Source organism: Deinococcus sp. HSC-46F16 (assembly GCF_024171495.1).
GTDB lineage: Bacteria > Deinococcota > Deinococci > Deinococcales > Deinococcaceae > Deinococcus.
Window position 1 is genome coordinate 1 of the sequence record NZ_JALJZW010000011.1, and the last position, 16939, is coordinate 16939.

Genomic DNA, 16939 nt, shown 5'->3' on the forward strand with positions numbered 1-16939 from the left:
GCGGGCGTCACCCTCAACTGGCAGTTCTCCACCCAGGTCGCCCGCCGGACGCTAGGACGGCACTACGAAGCCATTCGTATTAAATGAACGCTGTAGTAGTTGGATTGAGCAGGAACCAAGTCCTTCCCCTAAAAATAGGCGGCCCCACGGTTGCTTTTCGCTCTCCGGACCCTCCCCCCCTCCCCTAATTCGACGAGCCCCCCAACACGGACAGGCGGCAGGGTTGCGGGTCCCCCCCCCGCCCCTCAACCCCACTGAATCGAGATTCCTGTCCGGCTATTCCCGCTTTGCCGCGCAGTCTCCGGCTTCGCCGGGGCTGCTGCGCAGCCGGATTGCCCATGAAAGGGGACACCTCCGCGTTATCCACCCATCTGCGTGGAGAAATACTGCGAAGTCCCCCGCAACGGGTGCGTCAAACGTGTGGAAGGGGCTTCACCACGTCTTCCGAACCGGGCAAATGTCGCCTTCGCGGACGCGGCCACAAGGGGCAACTCTTTTCTCAGCCAATAGATTTCTCTTGAATCCAAATTCTTCTTCTCCGCCATTCCACCCAAACATCTCGACCGCCCAGTTTCTGCTGGGCGGCTTCCTTTTCCGGAGGTCCCTATGTCCAGAAAGTCCTATCTCACCCCATCGATGACAGCCCTGTTGCTGGAAAGCCACGCCCAGGGGTTGAAGAACCAGGCTCTTGCCGACCGACTTGGCGTCAGCCTCGCCCAGGTCAAGCGGTACAAGAAGCAACTCGGCCTGGGGAGCAACGACCACCGCAATACCCTCGGCAGACGGGGCGAGCAGCTTGTGGCCGAAGCCCTCCGCCGGGGAGGTCTACCTGCGGTGGTCATGCCCCACGGTCATCCCTTCGACCTCCAGTCCGGTTCGCTGCGCCTGGAGGTCAAGACCTCAGAGAAGCCCCAGGCAGGGCGCTACCGTTTCCGGCTGAACACGAAGCGCAGCTCAAACCATGCCCGGTACCGGTACACCAAGGACTTCCACGCAGACTCCGACTTCCTGGTGCTCGTCATTGAGGAAGGTGGAGAACTCCAGCATCTGTACTGCATTCCGACGGCGCTGTGGAAGCCTAATCTCTGGGTTCAGCCGGATTCCCCTTTTTGCCCTTACGCGTCTTTTCGGAATGTCCTGCATCTGCTGCGGATGGCGCTGGCAGCGTGATGGGAGTACGCCAGAAGGGCAGTGCCCAGGCCAGGGTGTCCACGATGAACTCCAGGCGCTCCCGGTCCAGGGTCATCTCCCACACGGGGCTGTCCCCACCCGGCTCACCCAGCCGCGCCCGCAGCCCGATGACGTGCCAGCCGTCCCCACCCAGCACCATCTCGACCTTACCTTGCGCGATGGCTTCCCGCCAGCGGGGCAGGTTGGCCCGCAGCCCCTCTGGATGGTCCGGCTGGAAGTCTGGCTCGCCCCAGTGCCGCTTGAGTTTCGGGTTGAACGGGTCACCGTCCAGCTCGTTCATGGCCTGCTCCAAGGGACTGGTGGCTATCCAGAGCAGCAGCGTCGCGGCAAGCTGGAGCCCCACAGAGACGGGATTGGTGATGCCGTAGGGGTTCACCTCCCGCCAGCGGACATGGCTCAGATTCCGCCGAACAGCCAGCGTCGTGAACCGGGTCCGCTGCTCCTCGCTGAAGGTGCCCTCTCGCGTTTGGCGGTCGCTCATCGGCGGCCCCCAGTCTTGGCAGCGTCCATGCGGTCGGCAGGCGACACCTGGGCGTGAACCCTGGTCAGGTCTTCGGGAAGCAGGTTCACGTAGCGGCGGGTCATGTCCAGGTTGGAGTGGCCCATCACATGCTGGAGCGAGAACACGTCCCCCCCATTCCGCAGGTAGTTCACGGCGAAGGCCCGCCGGAAGGCATGGGGGGCCGCGTGTGCCCTGGGAACCTTGGCCTGCTGGGCGAGGTCGGCCAGCACCTGCGAGACCCCAGAGCGGGTCAGCGGCGTGCCCACCCGGCCCAGGAAGACGTGCTGGGTGAAGGCGTGGCGCGGCTTGCGGCTCTTGCGGATGTAGCGGTCCAGTGCCTCGGAGGCCATCTGCCCCAGGGGGACCACCCGCTCCTTGTTTCCCTTGCCGATGACCCGGATGAGGCCATCAGTGAAGCGCACGTCCTCCACGGTCAGGCTTGCCACTTCGGCCAGCCGGAGCCCGGTATCGAACAGGGTGACGACGATGGCTGTCTCCCGGTCACGGAAAGGGCTCTTTCGGGCGACGGCCAGCATTCGGCGGTACTCCTCGCCGCTCAGCGTCACCATCAGCCTCTGGGGCCTCTTGATGCGTTCCAGACGGGTGGTGGGATTGCGGTCCAGGAGTTCGTCTTTCACGGCCCACTCGAAGAGGCCCTTGAGCGCCCGGTAGTGCGCGTCAATCCCCCCTTCGGCCAGACCCTTCGCTTCAAGGTGTTCCATGAAGCCGCGAAGGTCTCCCACGGTGACGGCCTCGGCCCGCAGGCAGTGCTCCTGGGTTTCCAGGTAGGCCCGCAAAGCCCTGGCGGTGGCGTCGTAGTACGTCAGGGTGTAGGGGCTGCGCCTGCGGAGCTTGAGGTGCCGGGTATGCCGCTGCCAGAGTTCGTCGAGGTGCATGGCTGCTCCTTTCGACGGCATCTGTTCTGGGCTTCAGTGAGCAGAGAATCCGAATCGTTTGCTCTGGAACTTCGCTATGGGAAGCACACTATCCCGCGATTCTCATGTCGCTCATTGTGACGAGTCCAAAACGAAAATGCCCGTCCTAGACGGGCATTTTCTGGGTTGGTGGCCAGGGCCGGACTTGAACCGGCGACCCAACGATTTTCAGCCGACTGGGCCAACGTTGCTATACGCACCGCTTCGACACACCTCGCGCTCAAGGAAGCCGTTCCAGACACGTTTTTTCTGTAACCGTACGTCTGCTTAAATTCGACGCGCGACCAGGTCGAAGCCAATTATACCCAAGGGTTTGGGCACAAATTGGGCACGCTGTGGCAGGGCCTGGGGAAACAATGCCAGCGTCAGACTAAGAGGGGCAGGCCGCCTGGGGCTCGTTCTCAGCCCATCAGTTGACCTTAGATCGAGCCCTTGCCGTCTTGACGTTAGGCATCCCACAGGCCGGCGCCTCCGCGTCAGCAGCCTGTGCAGGTGATGCTCAGTATCGCTACTTGCACTTGGCGCCGAGATCGTCTTGAGCGGACAAGCACCGGTTGAAGCAGATGGAAACGGCCAGGTTTTGCTATCACCCTGAGAGCGTCTGAATCATCCTGAGCTGGGAAGTTCACGCCGCAGATTCACCTATACACGCATGGCCCGGGAAGCGCTAGAAACTAATCCAGGACCTTCCTACTCGCGTTCGCTTGTTGACCCTCGCCCATCAGGAGGCGTTCCCTTCCGTTGTCGGAGAGCTTCCGTCGGCCTTCGACCCGGACGATTTGTTGGGCGTGGCGTCGATGATGACCACCGACTCGTCCCCCTCACGCTTCAGCTCCCGCAGGACCCCCTTCACCTTGGCGATTTCCGACGGGTTTAAGCACAGCACCACCTTGATGCTCCTCTGCGCGTCCCCGGCTTTCTCGTACACGTCCGTCTGATGTTGCAAGTTGCGCTTCAGGCTGGTGCTCGACCCCAGCTTGAACTCCACGATGGTCTTGTCCGCCGCACCGCGGGAGACCACGAAGTCCGCTGGCCCGCGCCCATTGTTCACCTCGCGGTTCACGTCGAAAGGGGACCCCAGCCAGGTCAGGCGGAACATGATCTGGATGTCGTCCTCCTTGACGCTGCGCTGCCCGTCCTTGAAGAAGATGCGATACCCGTCCTTGTCCTCGATCACGGACCGCAGGTAGGTGACGCGCTGCATCGCTTCCTCGTAGGAGTTCGCCCCGATCTTGTTCGGCAGAGAGGGGATGGCGTAGAAGCCCAGCTCCGCCAGCTTCTCGACGATCTCGCGGATGGCGAGGATGAACTGCGCTTCGACCCGCTGGACTTTCTCGGCGCTCACGGACACGGCGCCCTCGCCGTTGTCCTCCTTGAGTTTGATGTACTCGTCGAGGATCTGCGGGTACCGCTCCAGCAGGGTGGTCCCGAGTTCGCCGATGTCCGACTTGCTTATGCCGCGCTTCTCGACCACGGCGTCGAGGAGCAGGTCGGCGAGCGCCTGACGCAACTGCGTGTCCCGCATGGCGACGACGATGTCGAGGAACCGTTCCAGCATGTCCGGGCGGTTGATCCACGTCTCGTCGCGCGTGAGGATGGCCTTGGGTGTCAGGAGGACGAAGTCACGCTTGTAGACGGGCAGCACGAAGGTCCGGCGTGTCCACACCTGCTTCTCGTAGTCGAACTCCACCTTGTTCACGCCGAACGTCCGGCACTGGGACGGCTGGAGGTGCCGTTGGGCGAACGTCTGCGTGTATTCCAGCAGGTACCGCTTGATGAGGTTCACGGTGAAGTCGCTGATCAGGTCGCGGCCCACCCCGTCCTTGATTAGCGCGAACTTCTCGATGTGCGCCGACTCGGAAATGCCCTCCTCACCGAAGTTCTTCAGCGCCCCCCGCATACTCCTGACCATCGACTGCGCGAACGCTTTTCCCAGCCCAGCGCCACTGTTCCCCGTTTTGCTGAACCCCAACCAGTTCTGTTTCACCTCAGGGAAGTAGAACAACCGCTCCACAGTGGGAGCCGACAGGGGCTTGGGGCCGTTCACAAGGTCGCGGAGGTACTTCACGTACCGGACGATGTCCTCGTGCAGCTGGTTCAGTTCGGGTGAGTCGCTCTCGAAGAGCAGGAACGGGTCCACGAACATCGGCAGGTCGTTAATGAGGGAGATGTCCAGCGCGCCGTACTCCTCCAGTACATCAGGACTAATTTTGAAGTGGTCGCTGAAGTAGATGTCGACGCCCATACGCCTCATAGGAGAGCACAAGAGGTCTTCGACAGCGCGTAGTTTTTCGCTCTTCGGAAGAGCGCCTTCTTGTGGCCGCGGCGACCGTCGCCCGCGCACACGGCGCGACCTGCGAGGAACATGTTACGCGCCTGTCCCGCAGCTAGCCTCACCTCGCCGCCCGTTTGTGGCGGCACAGCGGTACGTCCAACGCCAGGCAGCCCCAAGCTTCATAGAGCAGACCGACCCGCACGACGGGATGGACGTGAGTGCGCGTCCTCACGCTATCAACTTCAATGGCGCGTACAGCGAAGGCCCCTCGCATGGTCCGAATAAAGCGGGACTCGCTGTGAGAAGCTTGCCCGGCACCTCCAGCCACTACGCGAACCTTATGGACCCAGGTCGACACGCCTAGGCCGCACGTTCGCTGCAAGTGACATCACCAACTACAGCATTTACTGCACACAGAGATTCGGCCGCCCAGAGGAACGTCGAATGAACTGTCAATAAGCCATTTCACGAACCACGGGGCGTGGTTATGCCCCAGGTATAATGAACCGGATGACGATTTCTCCCTCACCACCCGCACTCCACTCGGAGAAACGGGAATTTCTTTTAGCGGCCATCAGTGACGTTCAGGAGACCCTTCGCTTCACGGAGTCCAAGGCGGGCGTGATCGCCGTGGTGCTGACCATCGCCGCCTCCGCCCTGGCCGCGTACCCGAAGGTGGGGGACGTCATCGGGGGACAGGTGCTGCGGACCACCGTGCAGCAGGCGTTCACCACACCAGGCCCAGGCGTGACCGCGGCCGGCCTGTGGCTGAAACTGGGAGCGGAAGCCGCCTTCCTCACCTCAGCGGTCCTGGTCGCCCTCGCCGTGTTCATGGCCGCCAAGGCCGTCGTGCCGGTCAGTCAACCCGTCCAGCACATTGACGGCGCAGACGCCTTCGAACTCGACGACACGCAGCGGCAGCTGTTCTTCCCAGACGGCCTGTCACGCCGCCTCACCCTCGGCGAACTCCTCCGAAACCCCCATCCCGACGTCAGGCTGTGCGTCTCCCTGCCGCAGTACGCCTCCACGCTGGGCGCCGCGCACGAGGAGGACCTCAACCAGCGGCTGATGAAGGAACTACTGCTCCTCAGTTACATCCGCACCGTCAAGACGCAACGCGTCACCCGCGCCCTGCGGTTCGTCCGTCATGCCCTCTTCGCCTTCGGGCTGGGCCTGGTCCTCTTCTACCTCAAAGCCCTATTCAACCTGGGAGGCTGATCGATGGCAAGAACTGTTCGTGAGGCGCTGCGTGCCGTGGCGCGAGACAACCTGCAAGACCTCAGCCGCGGCCGCACCATTGCCAAGTCCGTACAGCCTGGCGGCTCGTCAGGCATCCGCTCGTACGCCGAGCCGACCATCACCCTCCTGCGGGAGGCCGGGCTGCTGTCCGCCGTGCGCACGCTTGGGGGACACCCTGGCTTCGACCCGCGCCCCGACGAGACCCGCGAGGCGCCCGTCACGACCATGTTCGCGGACCTGCGCAACTTCACGAAGTACGCGCTGTTCCTCCCCCTCGACCAGGTGCGGGAGATCAAAGCACGTGTGATCAAGACGGCCGTGGACACGGTACACGCGTTCGACGGGCACGTCCACAACATTCCAGGCGATGGGGTGATGGCCTTCTTCGGCGCGCCGGGCGAGGACCCCCGCCTGGGGGCCACGCGGGCCCTGCGTGCGGGCGCATATCTCCTCACCCTAATCCGTGATGATGTCAGCACTTTCCTGATGGAGCAGGGCATCTTCGACGCCCCGGTGAAGATGCGGGTGGGCATCGAGTACGGCACCGCCCTATGGGGGCAGTACGGGGTCCTCGGGACCTCCGAGGTGAAAGCCACGGGCTTCCCAGTAGACTTCGCCGCCAAGGTACAGCAGAGCGTCGGTGCGGATGAACTGGGCCTCGGCGAGGGCATTGTGGACCTGCTATCCATCCCAGACGACTTCATCCTCCGGCGCGGTGCGGAGTACCGGCGCCAGTATAAGAACGAGGTCCGGGTTAAGAAGTCGTACGTGTTCGACTGGGTGTCGTTCATCGACTCCGAGGATGAGGCCACCCTGGAGAACATGGGGTCCGCCTACCCGGGTTGGGAGCCCCGCGGGGAGTACACGAACCCCCGCGCGAACGAACTGCTGCCCATCGCCGCGCACAGCATCCGGCTGGTGACACACGTGGCCGCTCGGGAAGGTGGACCGTGGAAGTTGAAGTACAACAGCCTGCGCAAACTTCCGAAAGGCTGGCACCTGCGGTTTAAGGTCGAGCACACTGTGCCCCCGCCCTTCGAGGTTGAGTGGGAGGTCGTGAACAACGGCGGGGAAGCTTACGGGGCGGGGCAGACTTACTGGCGACGTAACCATGGACAGGCCGTGAACATGGAGTCCACCCGTTACCGCGGGACGCACCTGATGGTATGCACCATCAAGAAGAACGGCGTTCCCGTTGCCCGCGCTTTGCGCCGCGTGCTCATCGGCTGACCTCCAAAGCCGTCCGGGTAGGCGCCCCTTGACGCAGCTTTCAAGCCACGCTGTTTACGCGGTCACGCCCCAGGGGTGCACTCCAGTACGAGTTGCTCCTCTCACCCTCGTCGGTGTGCGGCCGTCGTCCGAACGAGGTACGCCACGGTTCCCGCAAGCAGACTCAACCCAAGGGACCCCAGGATTTCGACCATGCTCGTTTCAGACGGAGCGCTCAGGCGCGCGTCAAGGGCGAGCGTGATCATGGGACAGCCACGATGGACTGCGCCTGAAGCGAGGGCTCGCCCCTGTACGTCGTCATCTTGCCCTCGATGCGGACGGTACCCCCCTCCTCTGCCAGCCTCAGGATTTCCGCGCGGTCGGCCTGAGACCAGACGCTGGCGAACATCACTCCCTTCAACGTGTTGTCAAGGGTGAACAGCAGCATCGGCCCGTTGCTGGCCTCGTACTCGCGGTGCGAGGTGATGCGGCCGTCAACCTGCACCGGCCCCTGCTGCGCCGCGGCAGCCGAACTGTCCATCGTCGAGGCCTGAGCGAGCACCGTGATGGCGTGCCGGTCTTCAAGTTTCACCTGGGGTTGTCCTCGGTAAGTGGTCGGGAGGCCCGTGGCCTCGATGGTGTCCCCCAACCCCGGCATCGGGTCAAGGACGCCCAGTGAAGGCATAGCGGTCAGGGTAATCTCGTCCCCGTTCTCCTGAGCAACGACGATTCTAAGGAAGCCACGTTCGCTTCGAAGAATCTTCTGCACCTGCCCCCGTGTGGCGATCATCTCTACCTTGGCAGCAGGTGGAGCCTCTGCTTGCTCGCTCGTGCTAGCCGGAGCTTGAGCAGAAACCGCTGAAGCCGTCTCTGGCTCGGGAGTGACGAGCGGGGTAGGTGTGGACGACGGTTGGCCCGAAGAGGGGATGATGGCGGATGGGGGCTGCACCTCTTGTCCGGTTGGAGTCGAAACTTGCGTTGCCGCTCGCACTTGTGCCTGAACGGGCGTATTGCGCTGGGCCAGCAGGTCACTGACCCAGATCCCAGCCATCAGCAGAGCGGCACCCCACGCCAGCAGGGGCCAGCGTGGGGGCTTGGGAGGAATGCCTTGCTCTTGATTCTGCATCAGGCAGGCAGGCTAGGGGGTGCCTTAATAAATCTCGCTGTGGGGGTGGGCATCACCCGATGGGGGGGATCCAGTTGTTTCGGGCCTCCCACATTAAGCATGCAGGTTGCGGCTGATCCCCCTTAAAGAGGCCGCTATTCAGGTCCGGATACCGGTCACACCAAGAGTCCAAGAACACCTGGGCGTCATTGCCGACGAACGGAAACGTGCCCTGAGCCGCAACCTCCGAGTTCGTGGACGTTGCGACACCCGTTTCGTACCCTGGGGCTGCCAGTGCCTCGACGCCCTTAGACGCCTCGGTCGGCGATGCATCCGGCAGGAACGGCGGTTGGGCCCGAGCGGCTACGAAGGCCTGAAACTCGGCGTAAGCCGAGTCGTCGCGTTCCCGCCAAGAGGCACGCAGGGTGGCGAGGGTCGCGTCGAAGAGGCTAATGCGCCTGAAGAGGGCCGCAAGCTCGCGCACGACGTGGAGCAGTTCGACCTGCACCTGCGTGGATACGCTGTCCTCCAAGATCAGGCCATCGCATTCGGCGAGCAGGTGGCGCAAGCGACGGGCAATGCGCATGAACTGGGCGTCAATGAGATCGATGTCGGGTCGCTGGAGTTGTTCCCTCGCGAGCAGCCGCTCTAGAGCATTCACGCTGATCTCAACCGCGCGGATGGTCCTCAGGATGTCGGCGGGCTGAGCCAGGATGCGTGCCCGGTCGGCTTCGATCTGCGTCTCCTCGATGGCCATCCGGTAGGACAGACGTCCCTCAGGGCCCACCTTCGAGACTACGGCGACCAGCACGTCGGCCACCTCGCGAGGAATTAACTTGCGGCTGCCGTCGCCCTCGAATTCGACCCCGGCAACGCGTCTGTACTCTGCCACGAGCTTGGCAACCTGCTTGTACTGGCGACCAGTCTCCTCAGCGAGTTGATCCATGGTGATGTCTTGGAACAATGCGATGCCTCCAATGTTTGCAGTGGTTCTTCGGGGGAGGGGGCGAGCACGGCGTCTACGGCGGTAGGCCAGTCGCCTCATCCGGCGGCCCGGCACCAAGCGAACAGAGCAACCCATGCAGACCAGTCGTCCTGTCATGGCCGCGCAAGCGGAAACGCAGGCGAATGTTCAGGAAACTGAAGTTGGCCCTTCCCCCTGTCCAAGTGGGAAACACAGGCGAACGAGCTGTTGTCGGGTCAGGCACGCGTGGCGAATCGCTGGCGATATAACCCAGGGTCAGGGGGGCGCGGGCAAACCTTGTCAAAACAGCGACAGTGTCATACCCCTGCCCGCCCATCACGCCTCGCTCCCCACGTGCCAGTAGGTCATCAGCAGCCGCACCTCGACCGGCCCCCCCACGTACAGCCCGTGCCGCTGCCGCTCCGCCGCGACCTCCGCGTTCAGCCGCGCCGCTTGCCGCCCAACTGCCAGGAGCCGCCAGTCGATGGGTGCCCCCCACACCACCGGGCGGCTCAGCACGATGCTGGCCCGGAGCTTGTCCTTCACCTTGCCTGGTTTGTACGTTCCGCGGTCGAATTCCACGTCCCACTCGCGGCCGCCAGGCTGATGCCAGTAGCTGTCGGGTTTGGTTGCTTGGTCGCCGCCCGTACCGGCATGCCGCCAGTGCTCCGGCTCCGCGCCAATCAGGAGGCGCATTGCGGCCGTTCCGGCGTAGTGGGCCAGGGTGGTGTGGTGGGACGACACGGGGCTGTGGTGCATGTGGACCACGAGGTATTGCCCATAGGTGCTGGGGCGTCCCCGGACCGCCTCCACGTTGATAACCGACACGTGAGCACCGTGGCCATAGACTGCGGCCAGCATGGTCGGTCGGTCCAGGCGGTAGCGCTGGCACAACGTGGCCAGACCGGTCACTCGGTCCGCCTTGAGCTGCATGGGCAGGTCCGCGGTAGCAGCGAGGACAGCCTGGTCCACTGCGCGACGGCTCACTGCGGGGGCCATTCACTCAGGAGCACAGGGGCTAGGCTCAGACCACCTCGCTCGAGGAGCGGGGCGAGGCCCACGCGGAGCTTGTCCACGTGATTAGGCGGGGCGTGCACGACGACGTGCCGGGCCACACCACCGGAGTAGTCATTCCGCGGCCCCAGCCGGGCGTCGTGGTGGTCCCCACCCAGCAGATCGTGCAGGGCTCGCCGGACACTTTTAACGTCAGGTGGCTCGACACGCACCATGTGCACCTCGCCCTGATGCTCCCCGGCGCGGACCACGAGCGCGTGCCGCTGCCGGGAAAACAGGGCGTCTTCGGCACCATCGGTCCTCACAGCCGCCAGCTCGAGCAACAAAGCCAGCTCCAGCGCACGCTGAGGCACCGGGGGTGTCCGGCGCTCGCCGCTAAAAACGTTGAACCTGGAGCCGGGCGTGTACAGCTTTACGTCCTGCCCGCCGTACGCCACCGTCTGTACGTGCAGCAGTCGGCTGGCTACGCCGACAGCAATGTTAGCGGGAGCGTACGAGCGGTAATCCGCGCGCACAGACGACGTGAGTAGCAGGATACGTGTCAGCTTCTGCAAATCCTGCGGCAGCAATTCGAAGTGTGGGTTCATCTACCTCCTCTGCGGCTCAATTAGCACCGCTTTTTATTCATATAGCCTTTGCTAAATTAAAGCAAGTGAAGTCTTAATTTACGCGAAGGCACACCAAATGAAACAGCAGGACGCTAATTGCATTTAACGACCGCGAAACGAAAAATAGGATCAAACGCCCTTGTTTTCGTTGACAGCCTAAGAAATCAGCTTCCAGACGCGAATTCCAGACGAACATCCATGCCCACGCGGGCCGGGGCTGACGCCCACGGCCCGCGAAAAAGTGGCCACGGGAGAGGGGCATGTCTAGACATAAATTCCTCCTCCCACAAAGGAGTCCCATGAACCCATCTGCACCCGCCCCCACCTCCCTCCTCGCCCTGCCCTTGAGCAGCCTGCCGCCCTCTCGCCGCCTGACGGTCACGCTGACCTCCGATCAGTGGGTGGCCGTCGAGGCCATCAACGAGGTGTGGCTGGTCGCACTGCCGGCGGCCACCGAACCGTCCCCGCATACCGCAGCCACTCTGGAGGCCTACATCCCAGCGACCCGCCCTACCTACCGTCCGGTGCTTGCAGCGGCCCGCTGGGCGCAGGACCACCGCAACGACCCTCGGGCACAGGCCGTGCTGGACTTGGACACCACCTACTACGCGGCGGTCGGCCACGACCTCATCCACTGGTCGGTGGGAGGGGACCGCCTGTGGCTGCCGGGCGTGCCAGGGGACCTGCGGGTCACGGCTGACTCCCACGGTCCCGTCCCCCTCGATCTCGAACTCACCCCGCCTTACCTCACATCCCACGGCCTGCTGTGGGCGCGTTTCAACCTCGCGCCCCCTGGACCCGGAGTCTTCGCCTACATGAATCTGTGGCTGTGGGAGATGGGGGCCGACCAGCTGCACCCCCTGACCCCTTAACCCCCTTCAGAGGTGGCCCTCCGGCTGAGCCGTGAGGGCCATCAGCTGTTCAGCGGCTCCTGGATCTCGAACTCCGGCAGCACGAGGTGGTGATGGGTGGCCTCCCCCTCGTATCCCGCGATGGCGTACCACTCGTCGTCTCGCTCGCACCGCAGCACTGTGCGTCCTACGGCGCGCACGTTCCCCTGGCGGCTTACCCGGCGCAGGCGCTGCGTCAGCCGCCCGTTGCGGCTCAGGCGTGCCACCGCCCCCCCGGGACTGTGCAGCAGCAGCCCATCCAGGCGCAGGTCGCCCCACTCGCGGGCATAGCGCGTGACGGCGTCCCGCCCCTCTGCGCACAGCACTTCCGGCGCGCTGACATAGAGGTCCCCTGGGTCGGGCTCCAACCGGTAGCGGATGGAAGGCGGAAGGGGCGCGTCGGTGGGCAGGCTCAGGCCCTCCACACCCAGAGCCTGAAGGGCCGCCTGGTAGGTCGGGTCGAGCAGGGTGGGATGGCAGTCACCCTCGCGGCGCAGCAGGGTCACGCTCTCCCGAGCACGGGTCAGAGCCACGTACAGGGCGCGGGTCTCGTCGGGGGGCGGCCGCACGCCGTGGCGGCGCATGCCTTCACTCAGGACGAAGACGTGGTCGAACTCGCTGCCCTTGGCGCTGTGGTAGGTGCTCAGCACCACCCCCCCTCGTGCCAGCGGCCTCGCCGCTTCGAGGCGCAGGGCCAGCGTGCCCCAGGTCACGTCCTTCAGGCCGTCGGTGGCGTGCAGGATCGCTGACCAGGCCCGGTCCTGGGCGCTCAGGCCCAGGTCACGGCGCAGCCCCTCCAGCGTGGCATGAGCCTCGGGCGCGAGGGCGTCCGGCTGCCGTGTCAGCGCGTCGCGTAGGGCGCTCCCGAGCAGACTCCCCGACGGCCGCAACTGGTCGTGCACGTTGTAGAGCTGGTAGGGCACGCCCGCCTCGCGCAGGGCATGTTGGACCTCGCCCAGCTGCGACCATTCACGGGCCAGGACGGCGATCTCATGGGGGACACTCCCCCCCGCGATCAGGGACGCCGTCTCCCGCGCGATGCCCAGGGCCGCGTGATAGCGATGCCCGTAGCGCCCGATCCGCACCTGACCTTCTCCCTCGCGGACACTCACGACCCGCTGGTCCGCCTCCTTCAACCGGGCGTCGGCCGGCAGCGCCGCCTCGATAAAGGTATTGGCGGCCTGCACGATGCGGGGGCGGCTGCGGTAGTTGGGCAGCAGCGGCACGACCTTCTCCGCGGGGATGTCGTAGTCCTGCCGGAAGCGGTGGATGAACTCGATGCTCGCGCCCTGGAAGGTGTACAGGTTCTGGTCGTCGTCTCCCACCGCGACGAGGTAGCCGGGCTGTTCCCGGTCGTCCTCTTCCCCGCCCGCCGGGCCACCTTCCCGGTCGAAGGAGGCCAGCAGGGTCACCAGTTCGTACTCCGCGCCCCCGATGTCCTGGTACTCGTCCACCAGCACGTACTGGTAGGGCGCCGGGTTCTCCCGCAGGTGGGCCACCGCCTGCCCGATCAGCCAGTCGAAGCGCCCCTCCGCCTGCACCTCCCGGGGTGCGTCCCGCTCGCTGAGGTTGGTCAACTTGCGGGCAAGGGCGTGAAAGGTCAGGACGTCCACGTGCAGTCCGCTCCCGCCGATCAGGGCGGCCAAACGCTCGCGCACCTCGGCGACCGCCGTCCGGTTGTAGGCGAGCACCAGCACGCGCTCGGGGTTCACGTCCCGCAGGGCCACCAGGTTGGCGACCCGGTGCACGATGGTCCGGGTCTTGCCGCTGCCCGGTCCAGCCAGCACCAGGATGGCCCGGCTCTCGTCGTCCGTCACGACGCGGCGCTGCGCCTCGCTCAGTCCACCCAGGATTCGCTCGCGATACTCCGGAATCTGGGGTGTGGCCGCCGCTTCGGGATGGGGCAGGTGGCGCTGGCAGAACGCCTCGAGGGGCAGCGTGAAGTAGGCGCGCAGCAACTCCACCCGGTCTGCCTCGTCCGGCTGCTGAAGGAGGTGCCGCATGGCGTGCAGGCGCCGCGCCCGGTCCGCGTAGTGCGTTTCCAGGGGGCGGAAAGCGGCCTTGTTGTACCGGGGCTGCTGTCCACGCTTCAGGTAGAAGACCCCCCCGGTCTCGCTCTCCCCACGGGCCACATTCGCCAGCCCCAGGTACTGCACCGCGTAGAGGGCTTCCAGAGCGTCCAGGCCACCGAGTTCCGCCTCGAAGCGGGCGTCGAGGTCAGCGGCGTTGAGTTCCAGCGTCTCGCCGGGCGGCAGGGCCGCGAGGCGCGTGATGAGGTCATCGGCCAGCGCCCGGACGCCCGCGAAACGCTCCTCGGCGTCGGCGAGCCAGTCGGGGAGCCGCGCCCCTTCCTGCACGGGCGTCAAGTGGACGTGGAAGGTGGCCCGGCGGTGGCGTGCGACGTCCAGCGCGTGCAGCACCCGCAGCGCGGTGAGGAAATCGGCCTGACGGTGCCGGCGCCGCACGTCCGCGTCGACGGGGTGCAGGTTGAGGTGCGTGAGGTCCGCCTCTAGGTGGTCCCGCAGGTGTGCGGCGAACGCCCGCAGGCTGGCCGCGCAGGCGTCCAGACGGCCGCGGGCACCCCGGCGGGCCCGCAGGGCCACCGGGTAGCTCCAACTGGCATGGCCGCTGCGCACGAGCTGGCGCGCCGCCGTGACGACCTTCGGCAGGCGCAGCCCGGCCAGCAGCGCCGTCTCACGCACGTCCAGTTCCAGCTCCTCTCCAGGCTGGTGCCCGCGGGCCCGCAGCAGGGCCAGCAGGGGTAGGGCCTCCACTCCGGGCGCGGCGTCGCTGTGCAGCAGCCGCAGGCGCAGCCGGGCCGGCTGGCGCTCCCCCTCGTGGAGCAGGCGGTAGGCCTCCAGGGCGAAGAGGGCCACCCGCGCCTGGGTGGTGAGTTCCTCCGGGTCTTCCTTGGAGAGGATGCTGGCAAATTCCAGGCTGGAGACCCAGTGGGCGCTGGGCGGCAATTCGAAGCGCTTCTTAACGAGGTCCCAGCAGTCCTTGAGGGCCTTGGGGCCGCCCACCCGTGACTGCGACTCCAGGCGGAAGGCGTTCACGAAGTCCCGTTCCTCCCACAGCATCAGCGCGTGCCCGCGCTCCCCGGGTTGCCGGGCCACCCGGCCGATCTCCTGGAGGTACGACTCCGGCGCACTCGGGGGCCCGGCGTGAATAACGGTGTGAATGCCCGGTCGGTCGATGCCCATTCCGAAGGCGTTCGTCGCGACGACCACATCGAGTGCGCCGTCCTTGAACGCTTGCAAGACACGCAGCTTCTCCGCCGCCGGGATGCGGGCGTGGTAGGGGGCGGCGCGCAGGCCCGCGCGCTCCAGCGCCTCGGCGTGGCTCTCGCACAGCGCCCGGCTGCGGACATACACGATGGCGACGCCCTGACCGCGCCGCTCGGTGAGCAGGCGGGCGATGACGCTCAGCCGCTCGCCCTGGGGCACTTCCCGCACCTCGGTCGCGATTTCCGGGCGCCCCTGAAAGGCCGGAAGCTCCGGCACCCGCTTCATCGGGCGCCCCAGCACGTCCCGCAGCGTCTCCACGAAGTGCGTCTCAAGGTCCTCAATCACCTTGACGGTCGCCGTCGCGGTCACGAAGCCCACCAGGGGCGGGTCACCGCCCGCGTGAACCTCGCGAAGGGCCTGGGGAATGCGCAGGAAGTCCGGGCGGAAGTCCAGGCCCCACTGGCTGAGGGTGTGGGCCTCATCCAGAACCCACAGCGCGGGCCTGCGGTGGCGCAGCAGGCGCTGCACCCCGGCGTTCCGCAGCCGCTCGGGGCTGACGTACAGCAGATCGGCCCGGCCTGCCCACACGTCCTCGAGCACCTTGCGCTGCTCCAGCGGGCTCTGCGAGGAGGCGAGGTAGGTGGCCCGCTCTCCCCACCCGGGCAGGGCCAGGCGCAGGTTCATCACCTGGTCTTCCATCAGGGCCTGGAGGGGCGAGACCACCACCGTCAGCGCCCGGTGGTACTTGCTGAGCAGGAGCGCGGGGAACTGGAAGCAGAGGCTCTTCCCACCGCCGGTGGGGAGCAGGCCCAGGGGCACGACCTCCCCTGCCAGAGTGGCGCGCACGATCTCGAGTTGGCCCTCGCGGAAGTCGTACCCCTCGCCGTAGAACGATTGGAGTTCCGCCCGCAGTCGCCCGTCACTCCAGGCCGATGGAAACGCCGTGCGCTCGGCCTCCATGAACGACGGGAACTCCTGTGAGACCCAGGCCGGACGGCGGCAGGCCGGATCCCCGGTCCGCAGCAGCCAGTGCAGGTACACCACCGCTCCAAGGTTGGCCCAGTCCCCGGGGGGCCGTGCCTCGAGATAGGCCCGCAGGGCGGCCCACTCGCCCTGAATAGGCAGGGCGTGCAGCGCCGTCCACTCCATTTCCCCTTCGGGAATGAGCTCCCGGGTGGCCCCCGCAGGCAGCAGGCGGCGGGCCACCGCGCGGACGAGGGGCGGCAGGCCAGCGAGGGCCGGGAGGCAACGGGTGTAGAGCCGCGCACTCTCGCAGCAGTCCTCGACGGGGTCGCTCTGAAGCGCGTGCTCGCGGTACAGCTTGTCCAGCGCCTGGGACGGCTCGCCCGGAAAAGCGAGACTGGCGAGTTCCAGGGTATCCACCACCCGGCGGTCGAAGTCAGCGGGAAGCGCCCCGATCAGGCGCTCCAGCCGCGGCAGGTCGAAGCGCCGGATGTTGTGCCCCACCAGCAGCGGGATGCGGGGGACGACCAGGCCCACCTGGGTCAGATGCTCCGCCGTGAACACCCACGGCTGGCCACCGCTGACCATCGCCCCGACCCGCAAGCCCTCGCCCTGAAGCTCCAGGTCCAGCACCACAGCTTCAGGCGGAAGGCCCTCGGGCCAGGCGGGAACGCTCACAGGGTCAGGATAGCGGCGCCCCCGAAGGAGCGCCGCCAAAACCTGCGTGCCCATAAGGCTGACTTCCGCGGCATCGGCGCATCCACCAGAGGTTCCGCAGGACAGGGCCCGTCGTTCGGCTGGTCGGGCGCCGGGACGT

Annotated in this window: 12 protein-coding genes; 4 read left to right on the plus strand and 8 right to left on the minus strand. The window is 65.8% G+C overall.

Translation table 11 applies throughout. The features are described from left to right. The first annotated feature begins 606 nt into the window (after positions 1 to 606). Positions 607 to 1170: a helix-turn-helix domain-containing protein gene (locus L1280_RS15280; RefSeq protein WP_253583236.1), complete on the plus strand. Its 564-nt coding sequence runs from the start codon at positions 607 to 609 to the stop codon at positions 1168 to 1170. Here the strand turns inward: L1280_RS15280 and L1280_RS15285 are convergent. The 3 genes from L1280_RS15285 to L1280_RS15295 all read right to left on the minus strand — a co-directional run bounded on the left by L1280_RS15285 (position 1079) and on the right by L1280_RS15295 (position 4873). Further along, a complete protein-coding gene (locus L1280_RS15285) occupies positions 1079 to 1672 on the minus strand; it encodes a hypothetical protein (protein WP_253583237.1) in 594 nt (197 codons plus the stop codon). The two genes, L1280_RS15280 and L1280_RS15285, sit on opposite strands and share 92 nt — an antisense overlap. Beyond that, a complete protein-coding gene (locus tag L1280_RS15290; RefSeq protein WP_253583239.1) occupies positions 1669 to 2589 on the minus strand; it encodes a tyrosine-type recombinase/integrase in 921 nt (306 codons plus the stop codon). The genes L1280_RS15285 and L1280_RS15290 overlap by 4 nt, the downstream gene beginning before the upstream one ends. Before the next feature lie 760 nt (positions 2590 to 3349). Then, complete coding sequence (locus L1280_RS15295) at positions 3350 to 4873, minus strand: hypothetical protein (RefSeq protein WP_253583240.1); 1524 nt, start codon at positions 4871 to 4873, stop codon at positions 3350 to 3352. 540 nt (positions 4874 to 5413) lie between these two features. On the opposite strand from L1280_RS15295, the gene L1280_RS15300 reads away from it, so the two are divergent. Together L1280_RS15300 and L1280_RS15305 are read left to right on the plus strand one after the other, a co-directional pair. Further along, a complete protein-coding gene (locus tag L1280_RS15300) occupies positions 5414 to 6121 on the plus strand; it encodes a hypothetical protein (RefSeq protein ID WP_253583241.1) in 708 nt (235 codons plus the stop codon). A gap of 3 nt (positions 6122 to 6124) precedes the next feature. After that, positions 6125 to 7372, plus strand: a complete 1248-nt coding sequence (locus L1280_RS15305) for an adenylate/guanylate cyclase domain-containing protein (protein ID WP_253583243.1) — start codon at positions 6125 to 6127, stop codon at positions 7370 to 7372. Positions 7373 to 7613: 241 nt separating this feature from the next. Here L1280_RS15305 and L1280_RS15310 read toward each other — a convergent pair whose 3' ends face one another. The 4 genes from L1280_RS15310 to L1280_RS15325 all read right to left on the minus strand — a co-directional run bounded on the left by L1280_RS15310 (position 7614) and on the right by L1280_RS15325 (position 11021). Further along, the gene (locus L1280_RS15310; protein ID WP_253583244.1) at positions 7614 to 7943 is read right to left on the minus strand and encodes an OB-fold nucleic acid binding domain-containing protein; all 330 of its coding nucleotides are present in this window, start codon (positions 7941 to 7943) and stop codon (positions 7614 to 7616) included. Positions 7944 to 8529: 586 nt separating this feature from the next. Then, positions 8530 to 9420: a hypothetical protein gene (locus L1280_RS15315; protein ID WP_253583246.1), complete on the minus strand. Its 891-nt coding sequence runs from the start codon at positions 9418 to 9420 to the stop codon at positions 8530 to 8532. A 336-nt stretch (positions 9421 to 9756) separates the two neighbouring features. Beyond that, complete coding sequence (locus L1280_RS15320; protein WP_253583248.1) at positions 9757 to 10248, minus strand: hypothetical protein; 492 nt, start codon at positions 10246 to 10248, stop codon at positions 9757 to 9759. A 155-nt stretch (positions 10249 to 10403) separates the two neighbouring features. Continuing rightward, the gene (locus tag L1280_RS15325) at positions 10404 to 11021 is read right to left on the minus strand and encodes a hypothetical protein (protein WP_253583249.1); all 618 of its coding nucleotides are present in this window, start codon (positions 11019 to 11021) and stop codon (positions 10404 to 10406) included. Positions 11022 to 11341: 320 nt separating this feature from the next. On the opposite strand from L1280_RS15325, the gene L1280_RS15330 reads away from it, so the two are divergent. After that, the gene (locus L1280_RS15330; RefSeq protein WP_253583251.1) at positions 11342 to 11914 is read left to right on the plus strand and encodes a hypothetical protein; all 573 of its coding nucleotides are present in this window, start codon (positions 11342 to 11344) and stop codon (positions 11912 to 11914) included. Positions 11915 to 11955: 41 nt separating this feature from the next. On the opposite strand, the gene L1280_RS15335 is transcribed toward L1280_RS15330, so the two are convergent. Then, entirely contained in the window at positions 11956 to 16800 is a 4845-nt protein-coding gene (locus tag L1280_RS15335; RefSeq protein ID WP_253583253.1) for a RecQ family ATP-dependent DNA helicase, read from the minus strand. Between the last annotated feature and the right edge of the window lie 139 nt (positions 16801 to 16939).

What these genes read in the sequence shown, in the direction of transcription:
- L1280_RS15325 (WP_253583249.1), bottom strand. Translation starts at nt 11,021, where the DNA reads ATGAACCCACACTTCGAATTGCTGCCGCAGGATTTGCAGAAGCTGACA.
- L1280_RS15280 (WP_253583236.1), top strand. Translation starts at nt 607, where the DNA reads ATGTCCAGAAAGTCCTATCTCACCCCATCGATGACAGCCCTGTTGCTG.
- L1280_RS15300 (WP_253583241.1), top strand. Translation starts at nt 5,414, where the DNA reads ATGACGATTTCTCCCTCACCACCCGCACTCCACTCGGAGAAACGGGAA.
- L1280_RS15305 (WP_253583243.1), top strand. Translation starts at nt 6,125, where the DNA reads ATGGCAAGAACTGTTCGTGAGGCGCTGCGTGCCGTGGCGCGAGACAAC.
- L1280_RS15285 (WP_253583237.1), bottom strand. Translation starts at nt 1,672, where the DNA reads ATGAGCGACCGCCAAACGCGAGAGGGCACCTTCAGCGAGGAGCAGCGG.
- L1280_RS15330 (WP_253583251.1), top strand. Translation starts at nt 11,342, where the DNA reads ATGAACCCATCTGCACCCGCCCCCACCTCCCTCCTCGCCCTGCCCTTG.
- L1280_RS15290 (WP_253583239.1), bottom strand. Translation starts at nt 2,589, where the DNA reads ATGCACCTCGACGAACTCTGGCAGCGGCATACCCGGCACCTCAAGCTC.
- L1280_RS15295 (WP_253583240.1), bottom strand. Translation starts at nt 4,873, where the DNA reads ATGGGCGTCGACATCTACTTCAGCGACCACTTCAAAATTAGTCCTGAT.